This is a genomic window from Dehalococcoidia bacterium (assembly GCA_035310145.1).
In the GTDB taxonomy this organism is placed as follows: domain Bacteria; phylum Chloroflexota; class Dehalococcoidia; order CAUJGQ01; family CAUJGQ01; genus CALFMN01.
On sequence record DATGEL010000121.1, the window covers coordinates 1 to 22,938 of the forward strand.

22 protein-coding genes and 1 tRNA gene are annotated in these 22,938 nt (G+C 70.8%); 17 read left to right on the plus strand and 6 right to left on the minus strand.

What is annotated here, in order from left to right; genetic code table 11:
* Nucleotides 1-206, plus strand: a 206-nt coding sequence (locus VKV26_22550; protein ID HLZ72695.1) for a tyrosine-type recombinase/integrase, incomplete at its 5' end; no start/stop codon positions are given.
* Nucleotides 207-369: 163 nt separating this feature from the next.
* Here the strand turns inward: VKV26_22550 and VKV26_22555 are convergent.
* Nucleotides 370-442 (minus strand) — tRNA-Thr (locus VKV26_22555).
* 236 nt (nucleotides 443-678) lie between these two features.
* Between VKV26_22555 and VKV26_22560 the strand changes: the two genes are divergently transcribed.
* The 8 genes from VKV26_22560 to VKV26_22595 all read left to right on the plus strand — a co-directional run bounded on the left by VKV26_22560 (nucleotide 679) and on the right by VKV26_22595 (nucleotide 11,123).
* Complete coding sequence (locus VKV26_22560) at nucleotides 679-2,337, plus strand: hypothetical protein (protein HLZ72696.1); 1,659 nt, start codon at nucleotides 679-681, stop codon at nucleotides 2,335-2,337.
* A gap of 216 nt (nucleotides 2,338-2,553) precedes the next feature.
* Nucleotides 2,554-3,018 (plus strand): hypothetical protein, encoded by a 465-nt coding sequence (locus VKV26_22565; GenBank protein ID HLZ72697.1) that lies wholly within the window; start codon nucleotides 2,554-2,556, stop codon nucleotides 3,016-3,018.
* Between the two features lie 99 nt (nucleotides 3,019-3,117).
* Complete coding sequence (locus tag VKV26_22570; protein HLZ72698.1) at nucleotides 3,118-3,414, plus strand: LuxR C-terminal-related transcriptional regulator; 297 nt, start codon at nucleotides 3,118-3,120, stop codon at nucleotides 3,412-3,414.
* Nucleotides 3,415-3,471: 57 nt separating this feature from the next.
* Entirely contained in the window at nucleotides 3,472-5,412 is a 1,941-nt protein-coding gene (locus tag VKV26_22575) for an ATP-binding protein (GenBank protein HLZ72699.1), read from the plus strand.
* Between the two features lie 48 nt (nucleotides 5,413-5,460).
* Nucleotides 5,461-6,312 carry a response regulator gene (locus tag VKV26_22580; GenBank protein ID HLZ72700.1) on the plus strand — a complete coding sequence of 284 codons (852 nt, stop codon included), beginning with the start codon at nucleotides 5,461-5,463 and terminating at the stop codon, nucleotides 6,310-6,312.
* A gap of 69 nt (nucleotides 6,313-6,381) precedes the next feature.
* A complete protein-coding gene (locus VKV26_22585) occupies nucleotides 6,382-9,102 on the plus strand; it encodes an ABC transporter substrate binding protein (protein HLZ72701.1) in 2,721 nt (906 codons plus the stop codon).
* A gap of 171 nt (nucleotides 9,103-9,273) precedes the next feature.
* Entirely contained in the window at nucleotides 9,274-9,693 is a 420-nt protein-coding gene (locus VKV26_22590) for an OB-fold domain-containing protein (GenBank protein HLZ72702.1), read from the plus strand.
* Nucleotides 9,694-9,935: 242 nt separating this feature from the next.
* A complete protein-coding gene (locus tag VKV26_22595; GenBank protein ID HLZ72703.1) occupies nucleotides 9,936-11,123 on the plus strand; it encodes a hypothetical protein in 1,188 nt (395 codons plus the stop codon).
* Between the two features lie 171 nt (nucleotides 11,124-11,294).
* Here the strand turns inward: VKV26_22595 and VKV26_22600 are convergent, their stop codons facing one another.
* A complete protein-coding gene (locus VKV26_22600; protein HLZ72704.1) occupies nucleotides 11,295-11,765 on the minus strand; it encodes a DinB family protein in 471 nt (156 codons plus the stop codon).
* A gap of 221 nt (nucleotides 11,766-11,986) precedes the next feature.
* On the opposite strand from VKV26_22600, the gene VKV26_22605 reads away from it, so the two are divergent.
* From VKV26_22605 to VKV26_22615, 3 genes are all read left to right on the plus strand, one after another.
* A complete protein-coding gene (locus VKV26_22605) occupies nucleotides 11,987-12,499 on the plus strand; it encodes a cupredoxin domain-containing protein (protein HLZ72705.1) in 513 nt (170 codons plus the stop codon).
* Between the two features lie 98 nt (nucleotides 12,500-12,597).
* On the plus strand, nucleotides 12,598-13,269 hold the full coding sequence (locus VKV26_22610) for a response regulator transcription factor (protein ID HLZ72706.1): 672 nt from the start codon (nucleotides 12,598-12,600) through the stop codon (nucleotides 13,267-13,269).
* A gap of 44 nt (nucleotides 13,270-13,313) precedes the next feature.
* Entirely contained in the window at nucleotides 13,314-14,750 is a 1,437-nt protein-coding gene (locus VKV26_22615; GenBank protein HLZ72707.1) for a HAMP domain-containing sensor histidine kinase, read from the plus strand.
* 24 nt (nucleotides 14,751-14,774) lie between these two features.
* Here the strand turns inward: VKV26_22615 and VKV26_22620 are convergent, their stop codons facing one another.
* Entirely contained in the window at nucleotides 14,775-14,936 is a 162-nt protein-coding gene (locus VKV26_22620) for a hypothetical protein (protein ID HLZ72708.1), read from the minus strand.
* A gap of 254 nt (nucleotides 14,937-15,190) precedes the next feature.
* Here VKV26_22620 and VKV26_22625 point away from each other — a divergent pair, with 254 nt between their 5' ends.
* Nucleotides 15,191-16,339, plus strand: a complete 1,149-nt coding sequence (locus tag VKV26_22625; GenBank protein ID HLZ72709.1) for an acyl-CoA dehydrogenase family protein — start codon at nucleotides 15,191-15,193, stop codon at nucleotides 16,337-16,339.
* Between the two features lie 15 nt (nucleotides 16,340-16,354).
* Here VKV26_22625 and VKV26_22630 read toward each other — a convergent pair whose 3' ends face one another.
* Entirely contained in the window at nucleotides 16,355-16,909 is a 555-nt protein-coding gene (locus VKV26_22630) for a Uma2 family endonuclease (GenBank protein HLZ72710.1), read from the minus strand.
* A gap of 16 nt (nucleotides 16,910-16,925) precedes the next feature.
* Nucleotides 16,926-17,186 (minus strand): hypothetical protein, encoded by a 261-nt coding sequence (locus VKV26_22635; protein ID HLZ72711.1) that lies wholly within the window; start codon nucleotides 17,184-17,186, stop codon nucleotides 16,926-16,928.
* 117 nt (nucleotides 17,187-17,303) lie between these two features.
* On the opposite strand from VKV26_22635, the gene VKV26_22640 reads away from it, so the two are divergent.
* From VKV26_22640 to VKV26_22655, 4 genes are all read left to right on the plus strand, one after another.
* Complete coding sequence (locus VKV26_22640) at nucleotides 17,304-20,357, plus strand: AAA family ATPase (protein ID HLZ72712.1); 3,054 nt, start codon at nucleotides 17,304-17,306, stop codon at nucleotides 20,355-20,357.
* Between the two features lie 226 nt (nucleotides 20,358-20,583).
* Nucleotides 20,584-20,757 carry a cytochrome c3 family protein gene (locus tag VKV26_22645; protein HLZ72713.1) on the plus strand — a complete coding sequence of 58 codons (174 nt, stop codon included), beginning with the start codon at nucleotides 20,584-20,586 and terminating at the stop codon, nucleotides 20,755-20,757.
* Nucleotides 20,758-20,974: 217 nt separating this feature from the next.
* Nucleotides 20,975-21,364: a cupin domain-containing protein gene (locus tag VKV26_22650; protein HLZ72714.1), complete on the plus strand. Its 390-nt coding sequence runs from the start codon at nucleotides 20,975-20,977 to the stop codon at nucleotides 21,362-21,364.
* 49 nt (nucleotides 21,365-21,413) lie between these two features.
* Complete coding sequence (locus VKV26_22655) at nucleotides 21,414-21,818, plus strand: hypothetical protein (protein ID HLZ72715.1); 405 nt, start codon at nucleotides 21,414-21,416, stop codon at nucleotides 21,816-21,818.
* Nucleotides 21,819-21,992: 174 nt separating this feature from the next.
* Here VKV26_22655 and VKV26_22660 read toward each other — a convergent pair.
* Nucleotides 21,993-22,864, minus strand: a protein-coding gene (locus VKV26_22660; GenBank protein HLZ72716.1) for an IS5 family transposase whose coding sequence is annotated in 2 segments (ribosomal slippage) — nucleotides 21,993-22,480 and nucleotides 22,480-22,864 — 873 coding nt in all. Because the reading frame shifts where the segments join, the coding sequence is not laid out codon by codon here.
* Nucleotides 22,865-22,938 lie beyond the last annotated feature (74 nt).

Consider the following 22,938-nt stretch of genomic DNA (forward strand, 5'->3'; position numbering starts at 1 on the left):
CGGCCGGACTCGACCGCATCCGCTGGCACGATCTGCGGCACGGCTGCGCCTCGCTGCTGCTGGCGCAGGGCACGCCGATGCGGGTGGTGATGGAACAGCTCGGCCACGCGCAGATCGCCTTGACCGCGAACACCTACAGCCACGTCGCGCCGGCACTGATGCAGGACGCCGCCGACGGGTTGCAGCGGGCGCTGGGTGGCGTCTAGCACTGCCGATTCCGGTGGTACGGCATACCCCCACCCACGGTGCGGTCACAAAGCAGTGGTGCAGCAACCGTTGCTGCACCCGTGGGGGTATGCGTGGGGGTACGGAGTGAGGCTGACAAGCGAAAGCCCGGCCAAATCGCCGGGTTCCACGCCTGCAATGCGGAGCCGAAGAAGGGACTCGAACCCCCGACCCGCTCATTACGAATGAGCTGCTCTACCAACTGAGCTACTTCGGCGCTCCCGGGCGCTGCCCGGTCCTCCGATGCTAGACGGAGCCGGCCTGTTCGTCAAGGTCTTGTAACGGGATAACAGCGGACACTGCGCCGCGGTCCGAGGCGCGTCGCGGCGCCGCGTCCCCTGCTCCTGTCATCTGGCGCGTCTTGCCCGCCTCGCTGTCGCGGCCTACGATCCGGTGGGCGAGCGGCGGGAACGTTCTCTGCCCCTCAGTGCATATTGCAAGCAAGGAGTGGCCATGCCCTTCGATCCCCGGCGCTGGTTCGGGCGAACGTTTGCCGCCCCTCCCGCGCGCCGGGGCGCCGGCCGGGCCCCGTATCTGCCGATCGTCGCCGCGTTGCTGACGCTGGTCGCCGTGATTGCCATCGTGGCCGCCGCCGTCCGCGCCCGCTCGGGCGGCAGTGCGAGCCGGACCGCGTTGCAGACAACCGCCGTCGGCGGTATCTTCAGCCCCACCCCGCCGGTGCCGGCCGCAACCGCTACGCCGGAACCGGACACTGCAGCCGCATCCGCGGTCGCGCTGGTCGCTGGCTTTCCCGGTGCGATCGCCGGCGGCGCCGGCCCGCCGCCCGCGCCGTCGTTTCCAACTCCGCCCACGGTGCCCGGCCTGCCGGCGGCGCTGGCGCCCGGACAGGCTACGCCTCCGCCAGGTATTCCGGCCGGTGCGGCGCAGCCGCCGTCGAGCGTTTCAGCCGGCGTCGCCACGCCGCCGGTGCTCAATCCGCCGCCGAGCGGCATTCCCACGCCGCCGGTCGGTGTGCCGCCGCCCGTGGTCGTGAACGCCGCGCCGGCGATCAACTCGCCACCGATCTCCATTCCCGTTGTGCAGAGCGTCGCCGCAGCGCCGCCGGGGCCGCTGCTGGTTTCGCCCCCACCCGCGGCGCAAGCCGCCCGCGGCGCCATGCTGCTGACCTTCACCGTGCGCGCGGCCGACCGCCCCGACGCGCTGGTTTCGCCCACGGTGCGTGTCTTCGCCAACGGTCAGGAGTGTGCGGACGCGACCGGTACCGGTTCCATTCTCGTGGAACTGGCGTTGCCGGAATCCTGTGCCCAGACCGGAGACCTGCTCAGCTTCGAGGCGGGCGGGCTGGACAGCCGCGCCGCGGCGGCGAGCGATCCAACGCCGGCCTGCCCGTTCGAGCTGCAGTTCGACCCGGCCGGCCAGCCGGCGCCTGCCTACCAGGCGGTGATGCTTGCCGCCGGCCCGCGTTTCGTCACGCTGATCCTCGCCGCCCTGCCCGACTGCCCTGCGCCGGGCGCCGCGGCCACGGCCGCGCCGAGCACGGACACCACGCTCACGCTCGGCCTGTTGCAGATGGACACGCCCGGCGCCCCGCTCGAGCGGCCGACCGTCACTGCCTACGTGGGCGGCGCGGCCTGCGCCCGCAGCACGGCGCTCGCCGGCACAAGCGTGGTGCTGACGCTGCCGGAACGCTGCGGCCAGCCCGGCACGGCGGTTGCCCTGCGCGCCTCGGCCCTTGATGTGCGCTACCCAGGCGGCGGCGACACGGCGGGCTGCTCGGTCGCGCCGCCGCCGCTCGGCGTCTCCGTGCCCGACTTCCAGCCCACGCCGCTGCCGATCGCGATGCAGCCCGGCAGCGCGCTTGCCGCTGCGCTGCTGCTGGGTGACTGTGCGGCCACACCGGCCGCTGCTACGGCATCGCCCACGGCCGCGACGACCACTCTCATTCCGGCGACGTCGCCCGCCGCAACGGCCACACCAGCGCCCACCTCGCCGCCCGCCGCTACGCCGACTCGCGGCAGAACACCCTCGATAGCGCCCGCGTCCACACCCAACTCCACGCCTGCCACGCCCGCTGCTACCCCCACGCCGGCCGTGCTCAACACGCCGGACGCCGGCGGCTCGGTGGTCTTCGTGACACCGCCCGCGCGCTGACTCAGATCTCCGTACCCGCCTCCGCGTTGTCTCGCGGCCGTGCTCACGCTTGGGACGGCGCGCATCCACGCCTGAAACGGCCGCGGAAGATCGCCGGAAACCGGTCAGCCGGCGGGGAGGATCCTCCGCTCGCGGCGGGCGGCGGCGCCGTGGCCCCGCGGCAGACTGATTCCAGGCGGAGCGAGATCGCCCCGCACCGATTCTGGAGGCGCCGCAATGAACGAGCAGAGCATGGGAACCGCCGCGTCGTACGCCCGACAGCACCGCCGCACAACCCGCGCACTGACGGCATCCCTGATCCTGGCGGCCGGACTCGCGGCCGGCGCCGTCGGCTGGGAGGTGGGCCGGCACAACCCGACGGTTGCTCAGCGCAGCAGCTCGATCGCCCTTCCCGCGAGCGGGCATAACGCCGTGCTGGCGACGCCCCTGTCTGCCGGCGCTGCCAGCGCCGTCGCTGCCGCCTCCAACCCCGTCGCGGCCTCACCGACGACGTACACGGTCTACCTGGCCGGCTCGCAGGCCGAGGCCGACTCCGTCCAGGCCACGCTGACGGACCCGCACGCGATCGCCGTCGCGGACGGCACGCCGGACGAAATGGCCGAGGCCCGATCGTTGATTAAGCAGCTTCAACTCGAGGCCGACGGCGGCGCGCTGCGCGTCATCGACCTGCGCTCGCGGTAGCCCGCGGTAGCCCTCGCGGTAGCCAGTGAAGGAGGGCAGCAGATGAGCACCCGTTCCACTGCTGGGCCGAGCAACTCCCACGTCCTCGGGGCGCGCCGGATGCGCTGCCGCTCAACGCGACGGCAGCGTTGGTCTGGCCGCCTACATGAGCCACCGTGGACCGCGCCGCCGGCTGGGCGGTCAGCATCGCACGCGCCGAAGGCAACGCCCCTTAGCGGCCGTGAGCTCGCGGTGCTGCACCTGATCGCCGGCGGCCGGAGCAACCGGGCGATCGCCGAACGACTCGTCCTGAGCATCCGCACCGTCGAGACGCACGTCATGCGCATCTACGCCAAGCTGGGCGTGGCCAACCGCGCGGCAGCCGCCGCCTTCGCCGTGCGCAGCGGGCTCGCTTGAGCGCCGTCGGCGGGCCGTTGCATCGTGAGCGTATACTCTGCGGAAGCGAAGCATGGCGTGCGCGTGGATACGGGCATGATCGAGCCGGGCACGGATCTCCCGCGGGCGCTGCCGTGGGGCAGCCGGCTCTTCTGGCGCTATCTGCGCGTGCTGGTGGCGCTGGTGGCGCTCGTGCTTCTGCTCAGCGGCGGCCTGCAGGCCTACTTCGCCTACCGGAACGCGCGCGACGACCTGGGACGGATCGAGCAAGGGCAGGCGCAGGTGGCCGCGGTGCGCATCGCGCAGTTTGTGAGCAGCGTGGCGCCGCCCCTGCTCGCCGCCGACCAGACCGCGGTGCAGGTAGCCGCGGGCGCGGCCGAAGAGCGCCGGGCGCAGTACCTGCAGGTGCTGCGCCAGCTCCCCGCGATCACCGACGTGCGCCACGTCGACGCCGACGGCCGCGAGCAGGTATTCGTCTCGCGCGTGGCGCTGGACGTGATCGGCAGCGGCGCAGACCTGGCGCAGGACCCGGCGGTGCGCGCGGCGCGGCCGGAGCAGCCGTACTTCGGTTCCGTCTTCTTCCGCGACGGCTCCGAGCCGTACATGACGGTCGCGCTGGCCGATGCCGGCGGCGGCGTGACCCTGGCGAACGTGAACCTGAAGTTCGTCTGGGACGTGGTCTCCGGCATCACGGTTGGCCGGCACGGGCTGGCCTACGTGGTGGACGGCGGCGGCCGGCTGATCGCACATCCCGATCTGAGCCTCGTGCTGCGCGACACCGATCTCGCGCGCCTGGCCCAGGTGCGGGTGGCACGGCAGGGCGGCGGACCGCGCTGGAGCGTGGCCAGAAACCTCGACGGCAAGCAGGTGCTGAGCGCCGATGCGGCCGTCGATCCGCCGGGCTGGTTCGTCTTCGTCGAGCAGCCGCAGGGCGAGGCGTTCGCCAGCCTGAACGCGCTGCTGCTGCGCACGGCCGCGCTGCTGCTCGCCGGCCTGGCGCTGGCGGTGGCGGCCAGCGTGCTGCTGGCGCGGCGCATGGTCACGCCGATCCGCGCCCTGCAGGCGAGCGTGGCGCGGCTGGGCGCCGGCAACCTCGACGAACGCGTGGCGCTGCAGACGGGCGACGAGCTGCAGGCGCTGGGCAAGGAGTTCGACCGCATGGGTGAGCGGCTGCGTCGCTCCTACGCTGAGCTGGAGGACCAGGTGGCGGCGCGCACCCACGAGCTGCGCGAGGCGCTGGCCCAGCTTGAGCAGCAGCGCGCCGAGCTGGAGGCCGCGAGCCGGCACAAGTCGGCCTTTCTCGCCGCGATGTCGCACGAGCTGCGCACGCCGCTCAACGCCGTACTCGGCTTCTCCGAGGTCTTGCGCCGCCGCCGCCACGGCGAGTTGAACGAACGGCAGGACCGCTACGTGGAGGAGATCCAGGCGGCCGGCCAGCACCTGCTGGCGCTGATCAACGACGTGCTCGACCTGGCCCGGATCGAGGCCGGGCGCATGGAGCTGGAGCTGGCGCCGTGCTCGCTGCCCGAGGCGATCGAGGCGGCGCTGGCGATGGTGCAGGTACGGGCGGAGCGCGCCGGCCTTGCGCTCTCCTGCTGCATCGCGCCGGAGGTCGGCACAATCACGGCCGACGAGCGGCGGCTGAAGCAGGTGCTGCTCAACCTGCTCGCCAACGCGGTCAAGTTCACGCCCGCGGGCGGCAGCGTGCGCCTGCGCGCCGAGATCGGCGACGGCGCGGTTCAGATCGCCGTGCAGGACACGGGCATCGGCATCGCATCGGAGGACCAGCAGCGCATCTTCGAGGAGTTCCGCCGCGTGGAAGGCTCGCCGGTGCACGAGGGCACGGGCCTCGGCCTGGCGCTGGCGCGGCGCTTCGTCGAGCTGCACGGCGGCGAGATTAGACTGCAGAGCGCGCCCGGCGCCGGCAGCACATTTACGGTCACGCTGCCGCTGAGCGGCCCAATCGTGCAGTCCGGTACCGAGTCCGCCATGCAAGCGGGCGCCGCGGCACCCGTCTGATCGGGCCGCGGGAGCACGTAACCGGCGTGGCAGAAAAAGGATGCGAGCATGAACGCCCAGCCCGTGATCCTGCTCGTGGACGACGTGCCGGCCAACAACCGGCTTTTGGAAGCGATCCTCGAGCCCTGCGGCTATGAGACGATCGCCGTGGAGTCGGGCGGCGCGGCGCTGGCGCATGTGGCCGGCGAGCCGGTCGATCTCGTCCTGCTCGACGCGGTGATGCCCGGCATCGACGGCTACGAGGTCTGCCGGCAGTTGCGCGGCAGCGAGGCGACGCGCCTGCTGCCGATCGTGGTGATCACGGCCAGCGGCGCGCCGGCGAAGGCGAAGGCGATCGAGGCCGGCGCCGACGACTTCATCGCCAAGCCGCTCGACCAGGACGAGCTCCTGGCGCGGGTGCGCTCGCTGCTGCGCATCAAGCGCTACCACGACACGATCCAGCGCCAGGCCGAAGAGCTGGCCGGCTGGAACCGCACGCTGACCGAGCGGGTTGAAGAACGTACACACGAGCTTGAGGCGGCGCGGGCGCAGATCCTCGAGTTGTACCAGGAATTGGCGCGGCGCAACCGGCAGTTGCACGAGCTGGTGGAGCGGCTGAGCGCGGATGCCGGGCGCCGCGGCGAATCCCGTGCGCCGGTGGCCGCGATCGTGGAGAAGCTGACGCCGCGCGAGCTGGACGTGCTGCGCTTGCTGGCGCGGGGCCAGACCAACGGCGCGATCGCGGCGGAGCTGGTGGTGAGCGTGGCGACGATCAAGTTCCACGTCGAGAACATCATCGCCAAGCTCGGCGTCGCCGACCGCACGCAGGCCGCGGTGCGCGCCGTCGAGCTGGGGCTGCTCGGTGAGCGCGCGGACGAGCGGGCAACCGGCCGCCCGGCGGGGCCGATCCTCTCCGCCTGACGGGGGGCGAAGGGTGGGCGGGCGCGGCAGACTGGCCGCGGGCACGGCGCGGCGGATCGGAGCGCGGCGATGGCGAGGCGGTTCGGGCGACGGCGGGTCTTGGGCGGGCTGGCGGTGGTGGGCGCGGTCGGGGCTGGTGCGCCGTTGCTGGTGCATGAGTTGCAGCGCACCGTCTTCGCCGGCGAGCCGCCGCACCTGCCGCGCATCGCCTACCTGGGCAGCGCCGACGAGCCGCTGGCCGCGCCGTTTGTGCAGCGCCTGGCCGCGCTGGGCTGGGCTGATGGCAAGAGCATGCGCCTGCTCTTCAGCGGCACCTCACCGCAGGCGCTCGCGCGTGCGGACCAGGTTCCGTGGAACTACCCCGATCCCGCGCTCGCCCGTTTCCTGAGCGACGTCACCGGCCGCCAGCGGGCGCGCGTGATCGTGGCGCCGTCGGATGCCTACGCAAGCAATGCGCGTGCCGCAACCAACAGCATCCCGATCGTGACGGTGGCCAGCGCGGACCCCGTGGGGTTGGGCTTCGCCCAATCGCTGGCGCGGCCCGGCGGCAACACGACCGGCCTCGCCACGCTGACGCCGCAGCTGGACGCCAAGCGGATCGAGCTATTGCACGAGGCTTTGCCGACCGCCCGGCATGTCGCGGTGCTCTGGGATCCGAACGACCCGGTGCGCGGCCAGAGCAACGCCGCACTGCAAGACACGGCGGCAACGCTCGGCCTGCGGCTGACCTTCATCCAGGTCCGCTGGGATGGCCTGACGTCCGTGCTGTCAGACCTCGACGTGGCGCAGGTGAGCAGCGATCCGCTCGACGCGCTGCTGCTGCTGGAAGACGCGCAGCAGGGCAGCATCGACGTGTCCCAGGTCGCCACCGCCGCCACGGCGCGCCGGCTGCCTGCAGTGTTCGCCACGCGCGCCGGGCCGGAGAGCGGCGGCCTGCTCTCCTACGGGCCGAGCCTGCCGGCGCTGGCGCAACGGGCGGCGGAGTACGTCGACCGGCTGCTGCGCGGCGCCCGCCCGGAGACGCTGCCGATCGAGCAAGCCTCGGCCTTCGAGCTGGTGGTGAACAGCGCCACGGCCAGCGCGCTCGGGCTCTCGCTGCCCTCAACCGTGCTCGCGCAGGCGAGCGAGGTGCTGCAACCGGCGGCGCCGGGAAGGGCGGCTGCCGGCGGCTCACCAGCTGCCGGATCGGGGCCGCACACACTGACGATCGCGCTCGACCATGAGCCTGAACACCTCGATCCGCGACAGGGCGGCATTCTCGCCGTCGACGTGATCGTGCAGCGGCTGCTCTGGCGCGGGCTGTTCGATTTCGACGCGGCGGGCGCGGTCGTGCCGGCGCTCGCCGCCGAGTTGCCAACCAGGGAGAACGGCGGCATCTCCGCGGACGGCCTGACCTTCACGGTCAGGCTGAAGGCTAATCAAACCTTCCGCGACGGCAGCCCACTGACGGCGCAGGACCTGGAGTATTCGATCAAGCGCCTGTTCGAGCCGGGCCACGCCGGCGTCACGGCGGCAGATTACTTCGACATCGCCGGGGCCGAGGCCTACAGCACGGCGCTCGGCACGCCCGCACAACCGAAAACCGTCTCCGACGCGGAGCTGGCGCGCTTACGCGAGGTTGTCGGTGTGCGTGCGTTAGACGCGTCGACGCTCGTCTTGATCCGCGATTCATCGGCTCGGGGCTTCACCAGCTCGTTTCTCACGCGCATCGCCATGCCCGCGCTCTATCCCGTGCAGCGCAGCAGCGTGGAGGGACTCGGCGCGGCGAAGCTGAACGCGGACACGCTCATCGGCAATGGGCCGTTCCTGCTGCAGGAGCACGTACCCAACGACCACCTGACGCTTGTGCCCAATCCTCTCTACACGCTTGAGCCGAAGCCGCGCCTGCAACGTCTCACCATCCGCATCGTCAGCGATCCCACGCAGCGCATCGAGATGTACAAGCGCGGGGAGCTCGACCTGGCTAACTGCTTCCCCATCCAGGCGGTGCCGCTCGCCGCCGACCCGGCATATCGCGACCACCTGCGCCGCGAGCCATTGCTCGCAATCCAATACGTGGCGTTCAATCCCAAGACGCCGCCCTTCGACGACGGGCGCGTGCGCCGCGCCCTCGCGCGGGCGATCGACCGCGATGCACTCGTGGCGCAGGTCTTTCAGGGCTACCTCCCGGCCGGCGCGACGATCCTGCCGCCAGGCATGCCGGGCTACGATCCGGCCAACCAGGCGATCGCGAGCTTCGACCCGGCGGCCGCGCGGGCGGCGCTGGCCGAGGCGGGCTATCCGGACGGACGAGGCTTTCCCGACGGCGTGACGCTGCTGCGCCTCAACCAGGTGTCGGGCAAAGGGGTACTCGACTTCGTCGTGCAGAGCTGGCGACAGGTACTCAATATCTCAGTGAACGTCCAGCCCGTGGACGATATCCTGCCGCGTATCTTCCAGGGCCAGTACCAGAGCTATTTCGGTGTCTGGATCGCCGACTTCCCGCATCCGGAGGACTTTCTGCAGCGGCTGTTCGCCAGCAACGGCCGGGCGAACCCGAGCAGCCGGTACAGCAATCCAGCTTTCGATGCGGCCTGCGCGCTGGCCGGCGCCGAACCCGATCCGGCTAAACAGGTGGCGCTCTGGTCGGCCGCCGAGCGCATCGTGCTGGATGACTGTCCCTTCGCGGTGCTCTTCTACCCGGAGCTGCTGACCTTTCGCCGGCCGCGTGTCACCGGCCTGCGCGGCGGCTCATCCGACCTCGGCGCCTACGGCGACGCCGCGCTCGACCTGGTGGACACGACCGCCTGAGCGGCCGCATGGCCTCACCCCCTGGCCCCCTCTCCATGGCTTGCCATCGCGCGGAGCGCGTTCTCAGATGGAGAGGGAACGGCAGTGGAAAAGTCTGAATGGAGTCACGCCCTGCGCCCTGCGCCCTGCGCCCTCTGTTCCCCGTTCCCTGTCGCCTGTAACCTGTCACCTATGGCAGAGCCGAACCGCCCCACGCCCGTGCCCGACGAGCTGACGCGCCCCTTCTGGGAGGCGGCGGCGGAGCGGCGGCTCGTGGCGCAGCGCTGCGCGGCCTGCGGCTTCTGGCAGCAGCCGCCGGCGCCGGTCTGCCAGCGCTGCACGAGCACCGATCTCGCCTTCCAGCCGGTTTCCGGCCGCGGCACGGTCTACACGTACACCACGATGTATCAGAAGAACGTGGCCGGCTTCGAGCAGGCCGTGCCTTACGTCAACCTGGTGGTCGAGTTGGCGGAGCAGCCGCTCTTGCTGATGCTCTCCTACCTGCCGGGCGACGCCGCCGGCTGGGTGCAGATCGGCGCCGCGGTTGAAGTCACGTTCGAGCCGCTGCCCGACGGCCAGCTCCTGCCGCAATGGCGCCGGGCGCCGGGGTGATTGTTGGGCGCGGCTGTCGGCCCTCACCCCCTTCCCCTCTCCCAATCCTGGGCGAGGGGCGATCCAGCGGCGGGCGTTCCGATCGATACACGGTTAACCCGACGCCCTCTCGCTCCAGCACCGCAGGATCGCCCCTTTCCCTCATCCCAGATCGCGCTCCGCGCGATGTCAGAGATTGGGGGAAAGGGGACGGGGGATAGAGGGCCGACGGCCGCGGGGGACCGCTGTAAAGGAGTCCCGTCATGTGGCAGGGCCGTGGCAAAACCGCCGTCGTCGGCGTCGGCTTCTCTGAACTGACACGCAACGCCACGCGCCCGCTCGGCGCCCTCGCTCTGGGCGCCTGCCGCGCGGCGATCGCCGACGCGGGCCTGCAGCCGTCGGACATCGACGGCGTCTGCACCTATCCCGACCAGCCCTTTCTCGGCGCCGGCAGCCGCGACGGCGTGGACCAGGTCTCAGCCGTCTACGTGATCAACCACCTGCCGCTGGCGGCCGACATCCAGTGGTACGCGCAGATCTCGACCGGCATGATTCCCAGCACGGTCGTCGAGGCCTGCAACGCGCTGATCGCCGGCGCCTGCTCGACCGTGCTGATCTGGCGGGCGCTGCACCAGCCGCGCGGCAGCTACGGCGCCTGGAGGGCGCACACCGCTCCCGGCGACAGCCAGTTCACCGCGCCCTACGGCTTCAGCAGCGTGATCCAGGTGCACGCCGCCGCCTACCGCCGCTACCTGCACCGCTTCGGCGCCACCCGCGAGCAGATGGCGGCGCTGGTGACCAACAGCCGCCGCAACGCCAACCTGAACGAGAGGGCGTTCTTCTACAAGACGCCGATGTCGCGCGAGGACTATCTGAGCGCGCGGCTGGTCGCCGATCCGCTCTGTCTCTTCGACTGCGATATTCCGGTCGAGGGTTGCGCGGCGCTGGTGCTGACCACGGCCGAGCGGGCGCGGGATCTGCCGCATCCGCCGGCCTACATCGCCGGCTACGGCCAGCACACGGCGCGCCGCCCCACCCTGCCCGTCTACATGCTGGACGACTACCTGGCCTGCGGCACGGCCACGGCGGACAAGATGTGGCAGCGCGCCGGCCTCGGTCCGCGCGACGTGCGCGTGGCCGAGCTGTACGACGGCTTCAGCCCCTCGACCTATTACTGGTTGGAAGCCGCCGGCTTCTGCGCCGAGGGCGAGGCAGCAAGCTTCGTGCAGGATGGGCGCATCGCGCTCACGGGCGAGCTGCCGGTGAACACCTTCGGCGGCAGCCTTTCCGAAGGGCGGCTGCACGGCATGGGCCACCTGGCCGAAGCCGTCTACCAGGTCACGGGCCGCGCCGGCCCGCGCCAGGTGCTGGACGCCGACGTGACGGTCGCGATCGACGGCTCGCCCCTGCTGCGCGGCAGCGGCGTGGTGTTTACGAGCGGGCCCTCATAACCCCCCATCCCCCTTCTCTCCCAATCCTGGGAGAGAAGGGGGCGATCCTGGGGAGGATGGGCGCGCGTTGGCCGGGCTAAGGCGACGCCGCCTGGAATGCCCGCCGCCGGATCGCCCCTCTCTCCCAGGATTGGGAGAGAGGGGAAGGGGAGTGAGGACCCGCGCCGCGCCTTAGCCGGCGTTCTGGATGCTGGCGCCGTGACCCTGCACGTGGCCGATCAGGATCATCTCGATCATGTTCTGCACCGGCATCGGCGGCAGCGCGTCCGCAAATTGGCCGGTGCGCGCCAACTGCTCGTCGCTGAGGCCGCGCACGATCCCGGCCGCGCTTGCGGCGCCGCTGCGCAGCAGCTCCAGCACCTCGGCTTTGCTGGCTCCGGCAAACTCCTTCGCGTGCTGCGCATTCCCCGCGTTGAGCGCCGCGAACGACACCGTCTGACCCTGGCCGCCGGCATGCGCCTGCACAAGATTGGCGATCGCCTGGTGGCCGCCGGCGATGTGGTGCGCCGTGGCGGCCACGGTCCAGCCCTCTTCCTTCGTCAGCGCCTGCCACTTCGCGTCCGGAATGCCCTCAATCGCCGCGATCAGCGCATTGTTCGCCTGCTCGAACTGCCCGGCCAGCTTCTCGGCCTGTGCCCCCATGGCTGTCGCTCCTTCTGCTGTCTGCTGTGGTCTTCAGCCAACTCCGCTCACTTCTACGACAGCCACGCCGCTCTGGCAAGCCCCTTCCCCACGTTCCGCGGAGTCCACCGGCCGCCATCTGTGGGAGTAGTTCGGGACGCGATACGGTTCGCTACAATAGATGTTGCCGCTACGGTCAGTGCCGGGCTCCCCCGCCGGGTCTGGCGGGAGGAGTGGATGCGATGTCCCGGCCAGTTCATGCCATGCGCGGGGTTGCCTTCTGCAGCTTCATGGCGCTTTTGCTGCTGATTGCGGCCTGCAGCAGCAACAACAATAAGAACAATGCGGTCAGCACCGTCAGCCCGGGCGGCGGGGCCAATGCGCCCGTCAACGCCACCACGGTTGCGGCGCCGAGCACGCCGGCCGCGGCGCACTCGGCGGTACCGGCGCAGGCGTCGCCCGTGGCCGGCGCGCAGGCGCTGACCGAGACCGCAACGGACAACAAGTACTCGGAGACGCAGTTCACCGTGAAGGCGAATCAGCCGGTCGCGCTGACGTTGAAGAACGAGGGCCAGGCCGTGCACAACTGGCACCTGCTCGACGCCACGGACGCCGGCGGCAAGGAGATCAAGGGCGCGCTGCTCGATCCCGGCAAGTCCGAAACGCTCGATTTCACGATCGCCAAGCCGGGGACCTATCACTTCCAGTGCGACGTGCATCCCACCGAGATGAAGGGTACGCTGGTGGTGCAGTAGGCAGCCGCGTTCCGCCGGTGTCGGCCCGCAGCGCTGGGAGCGGATGGGCGCAAGCACGGTCGTGAGCCACGCTGCCGCGGCGGCGGGGAGGCGGTGGCATGCACGTGCTGGTGGTGGACGACGACGAGCGCGTACGTAACGTGATGCGGCGCGCGCTGCGCCTCGAAGGCCACCGCGTCAGCGAGGCGGCCGACGGCGAAGCGGCGCTGCGCAACCTGCGCGAGGCCGATCCGGACCTGGTGATCCTCGATCTGCGCCTGCCCGGTATCGACGGCATCGAAGTCTGCAAGCGGCTGCGCAGCGTCAGCGAGGTGCCGGTGCTGATGCTGACCGCGCGCGACACCGTGCCCGACCGCGTGCAGGGTCTCGACTCGGGCGCCGACGACTACGTGGTCAAGCCGTTCGACCTGGACGAGTTGTTGGCGCGGGTGCGCGCCTTCGGCCGTCGCGCCCGCGCGGAGCAGCCCGCCGCCCTGCGCTTCGCCGGCCTCACGCTCGATCCCGGCACGCGCGAAGCCTGGCGCGGCGAGCGCAAGCTGGCGCTGACGCCGCGCGAGTTCGACCTGTTGGAGCTGTTTCTGCGCCATCCGCGCCAGGCGCTGACGCGAGAGCTGATCAGCGATCGCGTCTGGGGCTACGAGTGCGACTTCGAGTCGAACGTGATCGACGTCTGCATCAAGTACCTGCGCGAGAAGCTCGAAGCCGGCGCCGAGCTGCGGCTGATCCAGACCGTCCGCGGCATCGGCTATGCGCTGCGCGAGGAGCCGTAGCCTGCGCTCCCGCGCAACGGCGCTATACAGAAGGTGGCCGCGGCATGTCGCTGAGGACACGCCTCACCGTGGTCTACACGCTGGTTGTCGCCGGCGTACTGCTGGTGTTCGGGCTGCTGCTCTATGTCACGCTCTTCCAGGCGCTCAGCCGCGACACCGACCAGAAGCTTGCCTGGCGCACGCAGCAGGTGCGGTCGACGCTCTGGCCGGCGGCGGGCGCCAGCCTCACGCCGGCGGACCTGACCGCGGCGCGGCTCGACCTCTCGCCGCTGGAGGCGCTGGACGCCCCCGGCCTCTACGTGCGCGTGTTTGACGCGCAGGGCCAGTTGATCGGCACCTCCGACAACCTCAAGAACGGCTGGCTGCCGGCCAATCCGGCGAACGTGAGCCGGGCGCTGGCCGGCCGCACGGTAACCGCCGATATCGATGCCGGCTCCGGCCGCCTGCTGCGCCTGCGCACCACGCCGGTGAGCCTCGGCAAACGCGAGATCGGCGTCTTGCAGGTGGGTGAGTCGCTGCAGCCGCTGCACGACACGATGGCGCGCATGCGCTTGATCCTGCTCGGGCTCGGCGCCCTGGCGCTGGCAGCTTCCGCCGCCGCCGTGTGGCTGGTCGCGCGGCGCGGTCTGCGCCCGCTGGCGCTGATCGCCGGCACGGCCGCGGAGATCCGCGACTCCGGCGACTTCAGCCGCCGGCTGGCGCTGACGCGGCGCGGCGACGAAGTCGGCATGCTGGCCTCAGCCTTCGATGCCGTGTTGGGCAAGGCGGAGGAGACGCTGCTGCGGCATCGCCAGTTCGTGGCCGCCTGCTCGCACGAGCTGCGCACGCCGCTGCTGATCGTGCGCGGCAACCTCGACCTGCTGGACCGTGTGGACGACGCGGCAGAGCGACAGGAATGCCTGGACGAGGCGCGTGCCGAGGCGGCGCAGATGCAGCGGCTGGTGGCGGACCTGCTAACCCTGGCGCAGGTGGAGCGTGGACAGGTGGTGGAGCAGCAGCCCGTCGAACTTGCCGGCCTGCTGCGCGAGGTATACCGCCAGCTCGCGCCTCGCGCCGACGAGCGGCAACTTTCGCTTTCGGCGCCCGCGGCGGTCGTCGTCTCCGGCGATCGGGTGCGCCTCAAGCAGGTCTTGACGAACCTGGTGGAGAACGCCCTCGCCTACACGCCCACGGGCGGCAGCGTGGAGCTGGGCCTCGGCGTCGCGGCCGGCGCCGCGCAGATCTGGGTGCGGGACACGGGCATCGGCATCGCCGCCGTCGAACACGAGCGCATCTTCGAGCCGTTCTACCGGGTGACGAGCACTGGCGGCGGCAACCGGCCGGGGGCCGGGCTGGGTCTTTCGATCGTGCGCTACCTGGTGGAGGCGCACGGCGGGACGATCACGCTGCAGAGCCGGCCAGGCGAGGGCAGCACGTTCGGCGTTTCGCTGCCGCTCGCCGCGCCGACGGCGCTGCCCGAGCCGCTGAGCCGCACCGCCTGAACGCGGCTGCGCCGGGGTTGCGGCTCAACCGCGGTCCGGGGGAAGAAAGCGGTCGCAGCGCGGGCAGTAGAGGCGCACGACGCGATCGTCGCGCCCGCTGTCTTCAACGCTATCCCAGCGCGGCAGGGCGCCGGCGTGGGTGCAGGGCTGCTGCTTCTGTTCGCGCGAGCGATGTGGCCACAACATGATTGGTATCCTCCGGGTGCGCTTGTTGGCACGGCTCGGGCGGGGTGCGGAGCGAGTCGCCACGCCGGCTCCCCTCTCTACCATCGCGGCCCCGAATTACGCGGCGATGACGCGGTCGTTAGGAAATCATTAGGCCGCGCCGCAATGCCTTGCCGCCGGCGGCGGGCGCTGTGCCCCCTGGCTGCCGCGGTGTAGGATCGAAGCCCGGGTCTGGCGGCGACGCCGCGCCCGCGTCATTCCGGGAGGAACTTGCCGTGGACTTCCGTTTCACACCCGCGCAGGAGCAGTTCCGCAGCGACGTGCGCGGCTTTCTCGACGTCGAGTTAGCGGACCGTGAGCAGCAGCCGGACCTGCAAGACGGCTTCTCGCAGGCATTCAGCAAGAAGCTGGCCGCGCGCGGCTGGATCGGCATGGCCTGGCCGAAAGCGTACGGCGGCAAGGAGCTGAGCGCGATCGAGCGGCTGATCTACACCGAGGAGATGGTGACGCGGCAGGCGCCGTGGGGCTATCACTTCGTGGCCGAGCGCCAGATGGGGCCGTCGCTGATCGTGCACGGCACCGAGGAACAGCGGCGCGAGCACCTGCCGAAGATCGTCAACGCCGAGGAAAGCTGGGCGATCGGCATGTCCGAGCCGGGCGCCGGCTCCGACCTGGCCGCGGTGCAGACACGCGCCGTGCACGACGGCGACGAGTACGTCGTCAACGGCCAGAAGATCTGGACCAGCAACGCGCACAAGGCGGACTGGCTCTGGCTCGTCTGCCGCACCGATCCGGACGCTCCCAAGCACAAGGGCATCAGCATTCTGCTGCTCGATATGAAGTCGCCGGGCGTCTCCGTGCGGCCGCTGGTGAACATGGGCGGCCAGCACCACTTCAACGAGGTGTTCTTCGATAACGTGCGCGTTCCGCGTAAGAACCTGGTGGGCGAGGAGAACCGCGGCTGGTACGTCACCGCCAGCAACCTCGACTTCGAGCGCAGCGGCATCGAGCGCATCGCCACCGCCTCGTTGCTTTACTACGACGCGCTGGAGTACGCGAAGACGTTCCGGCACGATCCGCGCTTTGCCCGGCTGCGTGTGGAGCTGGCCGAGCGCTATCTGGAGCTGCAGACGGGACGCCTGCTCTCCTACCGCGTCGCCTGGCTGCTGAGCCAGAACAAGATCCCGAACTACGAGGCGTCGATGTCGAAGGTCTTCGGCACCGAGTGGACGCAGCGCATGACCAACACCGCCATGCACATGGTCGCGACGTTCGGGCTGTCCGCTTCGCCCTCAGCGCGGCGGCTACGCGAGCGGATTGAGGGCAGCTATTTGAATGCGGCCTCGCTGACGATCGCCGGCGGCACGAGCGAGATCCAGCGCAACATCATCGCCACCCGCGGCCTCGGCCTGCCGCGCAGCTAAGCGCGGACAGCCGCTTCACGCGAACAGCGCCGCCAGTGCGATGCGCACGCCGGCGAGGGCTGCGGGCTCAATAATCGCGTCGCCGGCAAATACCATCTCGCCGTAGCTGCCGTCCGCTCGCTTCCGCCACGCGGTGAGTGTGCGCTCGTCCGGGTGAATAAGCCAGATTTCGCGGTCGCCGCGCTCCTGGTAGCCGCGCAGCTTCTCGCCCAGGTCGTAGCCGCCGGTCGAAGGTGACCAGACCTCGACCACGAGCGGCAGCGGATCGTCGAAGACGCCCAGCTCGCGCGGGCGCTCGGCGAGGGCGCGTCGCACCGGCGCCGCCGGCAGGACGCAGGCATCGGGGATGAAGTAGGAGCCGGACGGGGAGCGCAGCTTGGCCGTGTTCTGGTCAGGCACGAACTCGGCCGGATCCAGTTGCCGGCTCAGGCTGTTCACGAGCAGCCGTGCGCTGTGATCGTGTGCGTTTGTCATGTACGGCTTCTGCCGCAGCCGGCCGCAGACCAGCTCCCAGTTGCCGTGCGGATCCTCCAGCGCCACGCGCTCGTAGGTCTCGGCACTGATGCCCATGGCCCTGCTCCTGCCTTCAGCGGACCTGCTGTACCACATAGGTGGTGCGGGTGGCGCTCGGGTTCGCCGCGAGAATTTGCTGCCCCAGGTCGGATTCTATGTAGGCGTCCAGGTGCTCTTCGCGCTCCCAGAACAGCACCGCCAGCCGGTCCTCGTTCGGGTCGGCCGGGGTGAGCTGGTAGAGATGCACGAGGCCTGGGGCTCTGGCCACCTGCTCAACGGCGACCGGATCGGCCGCCGGGCTGCCGGCGGGCACGCGAAACACGGAGGCGATCATCCCGCTCTGCTCCTCGGTTAAGCAGCCGAACGCCGCTGTGCACACAGGGTACAGGAAGCATGGCCGGCTTCGGCGCACCCTGGCGGCCAGCCGGTATAATCCTGCGCACGGAGCAGCGTGCGGGAGGAAATCGGCGCCGTGCTTGCGGGCATCGACCGGACGCCGCTTGTCGGCCGGCAGCGCGAGCTGAGCGCCCTGCGCGAGCGGCTGCGGCTCGCGCGCCAGGGCAACGGCGGCGCCGTCGTGCTCAGCGGAGAAGCGGGCATCGGCAAGTCGCGGCTGATCGCCGAGATGAAGGCAGCCGCCGCGGCCGAGGGCTTCCTCGTCTTCCAGGGCAACTGCTTCGAGCCCGATCGCGGCCTGCCGTACGCCCCGATCGTCGATCTGCTGCGCACGCTGCCGCGGCACAACGCCGACGATCAACAGGGCGGGCTGCTCGATGCGCTTCCGCCCGAGCTGCAGGCGCTGCTGCCGGAGCTGGCCTGGCGCCTTCCCGCGGCGATACCCGTCGCACCGGTCGAACCGGAGCAGGAGAAGCGCCGGCTCGTCCAGGCGATCGTCGCCTTTTTGAGCAGCCGCGCCGCCGCTCGACCGCTGCTGCTGGTGTTCGAGGATCTGCACTGGAGCGACGACGCGAGCCTGGAGGTGCTGCGCACGCTGGCGCGGCGCTTCGCGACCGCCCCCGCGCTGCTGCTGATCAGCTGCCGCAGCGACGAAGCACACGAGGGGTTGAGCCACCTGCTGGCCGAACTGGCGCGTGAGCGGCTCACCGTCGAACTGCCGCTGGACCGGCTGGCGTCGCGCGACGTCGACGGAATGCTGCGCGCGATCTTTGCGCAGGCACGGCCGGTGCGCCAGGATTTTCTCAACGCGCTCCACGAGCTGACGGAAGGGAATCCGTTCTTCATCGAAGAGGTGCTGAAGGCGCTGGTCGCGGCGGGCGACATCTTCCAGGTCGATGGCGCCTGGGATCGGCGGCCGCTCGCTGAGCTGCGCATCCCCCGTACGGTGCAGGATGCCGTGCACCGGCGCACGCGGCAACTGAGTCCGGCGGCGCGGCGGCTGCTGCTGATCGCCGCCGTGGCGGGGCAGCGCTTCGACTTTTCCCTGCTGCAGGCGCTGGTCGAGCAGGACGAAGCCGGCTTGCTGGCGCTGATCAAAGAGCTGATCGCCGCGCAGCTCGTCGCCGAAGAAGCAGGCGACCGCTTCGCCTTCCGGCACGCGCTCACACGCCAGGCGGTCGAGGCAGAGCTGCTGACGCGCGAACGGCGTGCCCTGCACCGAGAGATCGCCGGGGCGTTGGAGCGGCTGTCGGCCTCGGCGGCGCCGGACAGGTACCTGGCCGACCTGGCCCATCACTGTCACGCCGCCGGCCTCTGGCCGCAGACGCTCGATTACGCGCGGCGTGCGGGCGAGCGTGCCCGGGCGATGTACGCGGCGGGCGCGGCCGCGGAGCATTTTTCGCGGGCGCTGGACGCTGCCCGGGCGTTGGGTGCGCCCGTACCGTTCGACCTGCTGCGCGCCCGCGGACAGAGCTACGAGCTGCTGGGCGAATTCGACCGCGCCCGCAGCGATCACGAGGCGGCGCTGGCGGCGGCAACGGCAGCGGTCGATCGCGGTGCCGCATGGCAGGCGCTGCAGGACCTCGGCTTTCTCTGGGCGGCACGGGACTACGACCGCGCCGGCTCGTATTTCGACCAGGGCCTGGCGCTCGCACGGCAGATCGAAGAGCCGGCGCGGATCGCCGGCAGTCTCAACCGCGTCGGCAACTGGCAGATGATGGCCGGCCGGCCGCTTGAGGCCCGCCCCTTCCATGAGCAGGCGCTGGCGACCTTCGAACAGATCGGCGACCGGCACGGTGTGGCGGAAACGCTCGATCTGCTCGGCCTGGCGACGCTGCACAGCGGCGACATCTCGGGCGCTGCCAGTTGCTACGAGCGGGCGGCGGCGCTGTACCGCGAGCTGGACGATCGCCGCGGCCTGGCGACGAGCCTGGCCATGCTCGCGCCGCTCTCCACGTTCCACCTGCTGATACCGATGGTGCCGGCGCACCGCGAGCGGGAGCGGCCGAACCGCGCGGCGGAGGAAGCGGATGAGGCGGTGCAGATCACCCGCGCGATCGGCTGGCGGGCGGGTGAGGCGTTCGTGCTGGCGGAACTGGGTTACGCCACGGTCGCGCACGGTGAGTATGCCGCTGCCCTGCAGATGGCCAGCGAAGCGCTCACGATCGCCGAGGAGATCGGCCATCAACAATGGCTGGCCGGCGCACACATGGCGCTCGGCGCCACGTACACCGATCTGCTGATGCTGCCGGCGGCGCGCCGCCACCTCGAACAGGCGTTTGCGCTCGCACAGGAGATTCGCTCCGGCTACTGGATCGCGTGGGTTGCTCCGGCGCTGGTGCGGGCGTGCTGCTTGCAGAGCGACTTCGACCGGGCGAACGCCGTGCTGGACGCCGTGCAGGGGCCGGAGACTGCGACCGAAACGTTGATCGGCGCCATGTGCTGGCAGGCGCGGGCCTCTCTGTTGCTCGCCGCGGGTGACGCCGCAGCCACATTGGCGATCACCACCCGTCTGATGGCGATGATACAGCAACGTGAGCCCGGCAGGATTACGCCGGGTGTGTGCCTCCTGCACGGCGAAGCGCTGGCGGCGCTCGGCCGCGACGCGGAGGCGGAGGCGACGCTGCGCTCGGCGCTTGTGGCGATGCAGCGGCACGGCGTACGGCCGTTGCAGTGGCGCCTGCACGCGGCGCTGGCCCGCTTCTATCACGTCCGCGCCCGCCGCGCCGAGGCCGAGCAGGAGGCGCGGGCAGCGCGATCCATCATCGAGGCGCTGGCCGCGGGCATTCTCGATGAAGACGCCGAGCAGATCGACGGCCGCTCCTTACGGGAATGCTTCCGGCAGGCGGCGCTGGCCCAGCTTCCGGCGCAGCGCGCGGCAACGCCGCTGCGCGCCGCGAAGGCGGCGGCCGGCGGCCTGACGGCGCGTGAGCGCGAGGTGAGCGTGCTCGTCGCCCGCGGCCTGACCAACCGCGAGATCGCCGAGGCGCTCGTGCTCAGCGAGCGCACGGTGGAGTACCACGTCGGCAACATCCTCGGCAAACTGGGCAGCAGCTCCCGCACCCAGATCGCGACCTGGGCCACAGGCCACGGCCTGACCGGCGGTTGACCGCCGCCGGCGCCTCCGCCTCGCGCCCGCGACTCACGCCTTCCGCGCCCCGTACCGCCTCCTGGAAATCCCCGTACCGCCTTCCGCCAGATCCCCGTGCTGGCCACAGGGGCAGGCCGGCGTTGTCTTGGCACACTGCCATCAGCGCCGGTTGAGCATCGAACTTGGGCGAGCCGGCCGTTGAGTTGAAGGGAGGCATCCCACACCGACGACGGAGGAACACGCCATGTACTTCTGCACCGATTGCCATCTGCCGGCCAGCCTCGACGATGCCGTGACGATTTTTCGCGACGGCACCTGCATCTGCCTTGCCTGCCACCGCCGCGATCAGCCGAAAGCCGTGCCCGAGGATGTGCGCCGGGCGGTTGAGGCGCTGCTTGCGGCGCTCGACGCGGCTTAGCCGCTCGGCAAGAAGGAGGACCGAACGATGGCCAGCATCTCCTGATTCAAGCAGCGCGTGCAGAGGCTCTGCGGCGTCGACCTGAACGCGGCGCCGGCGGGACCGCCGTCCGAGCAGATCTTCGACTGATCAGCGTAGGGACCGATCGGCGCCCCGCGATCGGCGGGGGCCGCAACGCCGGCGAGCGATCGCTCGTCGGTGAAACAGGAGGAAGGCGATGCGCGGCTCGATTCAGGACGTGCCGGTGGTGATGGAACTGGATGGAATCGTGATCCGTCAGACCGAGTGTGGCACGATGAACGTCGGCCTGGAGCGGTTTCCCGCGGGCACGGACACGGAGCCGGTCTTCAAAGGGCTACCCGACGACCGCTGCCAGTGCCCGCATTGGGGCTACGTGGTGAAGGGTCGGCTGCGCGTCCGTTACGCCGACCGCGAGGAGACACTCCGCGCGGGCGACGCCTACTACCTGGCGCCCGGTCACCTGCCGATCTTCGATGAGGATACCGAGCTGATCGAGTTCAGCCCGCTGGGCGAGTACCAGAGGACGATGGCGGTCGTGGCGCAGAACGTGGCCGCGGCGCAGCAGGCCGCCGGAGCGCCGTCGTAGCCGCCGGGTACGGCAGCAACTGCGGCGGGCAGATCGTGAGAGGTGGGAGATGGACGCGGTAACCGCACAGGAACTCAGCACGAAGTTAATCCAGTTCCTCGAAACCGGCGACCCGCCGGAGGATCTGTTTGCACCCGACGTGTTCTGCGACTTTACCTCGCCCTCGTGGCGCCTGCAGGCGCAGGGCAGAGACGCCGTCGTCCGGCTGCGCCGGTCTGGTCACCCATCCTCCGGCCGCGTGCCGCGGCACCGGGTCGATCCCACGCCGGCAGGGTTCGTCCTCGAAGTCGAAGAGCAGTGGCGCGACCGCGGCCAGGACTGGTACTGCCGCGAGCTGTTTCGCGCCGACATCCAGGACGGCTGCATCACCGAGCTCAGCGTCTACTGCACCGGCGACTGGGACGCCGCCCAGCGGGCCCGCCACCGGCGCGAAGTGAAACTGCTGCGGCCTTGAGCCTGAGCCACGGCCGCGCTCCAGCGCGGCGCCGCACCAGGCAACTGGCCGCTTCCAACCTCCGCACCTTTACGCCACCCCGAAATCGCCGGCCCAGCTGCGCGACGTCGGTTCGGCACGCCGCATCACCCGAAGGAGACAGCATGAACCGGCTACTAGGGCGTGTCTGGTGAATCACTTGGGGAGCCACAGCAGTAATGCGGCAATCACCACCATGGCGCGGTAGTTCCAGCCTCGCTTGTCGTAGCGGGTGGCCAGGGCGCGGAACTGCTTCAGCCGGTTGTGGCAGCACTCCACGACGTTGCGTCGCCGGTACGTCTCGCGGTCGAACGCCGGCTTGCGCCCTGGCCGGTGCGCTCGCCGCGCCCGCTGGTCCGTCCGCTCGGGGATGCAGGCGGGAATCCCCCGCCGCCGGAGCAGCCGCCGGGTGCTGGGGTGGCTGTACGCCTTATCCGCCAGCAGCCGCTCCGGCCGTCGGCGTGGCTGGCCCGTCCCGCCTGGCTTCGGCACGCAGATGCCATCCAGCACCGGCCCCAGCTGCGGGTTGTCGCCCCACTGCCCCGGCGTCACGACGATGGCGAGCGGCCGGCCCTTGCCATCGCACGCCAGGTGGATCTTCGTCGTCAGCCCGCCGCGGCTGCGGCCGAGTCCCTCCTGCGGTACCGGCGCCGGGGTCCCTTTTTTTCGTCCGCCTTGGCCAGGCGCTTCCTCGCCCCGGCGGCATGCTGGTGGGCACGGATACTCGTGCTGTCGATGCTCACCTCCCAGACGATTTCGCCCACGGCGTCGCTCTTGGTCTGGGCGTGCTGCAAGAGCCGGTCCCAGGTGCCGTCCCGCCGCCAGCGCACGAAGCGGTCGTAGCAGGTCTGCCACGGGCCGTACCGCTCCGGCAGGTCGCGCCACGGGGCGCCGGTGCGCAGCTTCCAGAGGATGCCGTTGATCACCCGCCGGTGGTCCCGCCACTGCTTGCCCCGCGTCCCATTGCCTGGCAGGAGCGGCGCAAGCACCGCCCACGCTGCGTCCGTCAGTTCTCCCCGCCCGACCATGCCCAGCTCCTGTGGTGTGCACACCCTCCTGCACAGGATACCGGGCAACGGGTCCATTCATCAGACAGACCCTA

Excerpts from the sequence above, each read along its gene's own strand:
- VKV26_22645 (HLZ72713.1), top strand. The coding sequence starts at position 20,584 with ATGTACTTCTGCACCGATTGCCATCTGCCGGCCAGCCTCGACGATGCC.
- VKV26_22620 (HLZ72708.1), bottom strand. The coding sequence starts at position 14,936 with ATGTTGTGGCCACATCGCTCGCGCGAACAGAAGCAGCAGCCCTGCACC.
- VKV26_22570 (HLZ72698.1), top strand. The coding sequence starts at position 3,118 with ATGCGCTGCCGCTCAACGCGACGGCAGCGTTGGTCTGGCCGCCTACAT.
- VKV26_22630 (HLZ72710.1), bottom strand. The coding sequence starts at position 16,909 with ATGGGCATCAGTGCCGAGACCTACGAGCGCGTGGCGCTGGAGGATCCG.
- VKV26_22615 (HLZ72707.1), top strand. The coding sequence starts at position 13,314 with ATGTCGCTGAGGACACGCCTCACCGTGGTCTACACGCTGGTTGTCGCC.
- VKV26_22595 (HLZ72703.1), top strand. The coding sequence starts at position 9,936 with ATGTGGCAGGGCCGTGGCAAAACCGCCGTCGTCGGCGTCGGCTTCTCT.
- VKV26_22635 (HLZ72711.1), bottom strand. The coding sequence starts at position 17,186 with ATGATCGCCTCCGTGTTTCGCGTGCCCGCCGGCAGCCCGGCGGCCGAT.
- VKV26_22655 (HLZ72715.1), top strand. The coding sequence starts at position 21,414 with ATGGACGCGGTAACCGCACAGGAACTCAGCACGAAGTTAATCCAGTTC.
- VKV26_22605 (HLZ72705.1), top strand. The coding sequence starts at position 11,987 with ATGTCCCGGCCAGTTCATGCCATGCGCGGGGTTGCCTTCTGCAGCTTC.
- VKV26_22560 (HLZ72696.1), top strand. The coding sequence starts at position 679 with ATGCCCTTCGATCCCCGGCGCTGGTTCGGGCGAACGTTTGCCGCCCCT.
- VKV26_22590 (HLZ72702.1), top strand. The coding sequence starts at position 9,274 with ATGGCAGAGCCGAACCGCCCCACGCCCGTGCCCGACGAGCTGACGCGC.
- VKV26_22610 (HLZ72706.1), top strand. The coding sequence starts at position 12,598 with ATGCACGTGCTGGTGGTGGACGACGACGAGCGCGTACGTAACGTGATG.
- VKV26_22580 (HLZ72700.1), top strand. The coding sequence starts at position 5,461 with ATGAACGCCCAGCCCGTGATCCTGCTCGTGGACGACGTGCCGGCCAAC.
- VKV26_22650 (HLZ72714.1), top strand. The coding sequence starts at position 20,975 with ATGCGCGGCTCGATTCAGGACGTGCCGGTGGTGATGGAACTGGATGGA.
- VKV26_22565 (HLZ72697.1), top strand. The coding sequence starts at position 2,554 with ATGAACGAGCAGAGCATGGGAACCGCCGCGTCGTACGCCCGACAGCAC.
- VKV26_22600 (HLZ72704.1), bottom strand. The coding sequence starts at position 11,765 with ATGGGGGCACAGGCCGAGAAGCTGGCCGGGCAGTTCGAGCAGGCGAAC.
- VKV26_22585 (HLZ72701.1), top strand. The coding sequence starts at position 6,382 with ATGGCGAGGCGGTTCGGGCGACGGCGGGTCTTGGGCGGGCTGGCGGTG.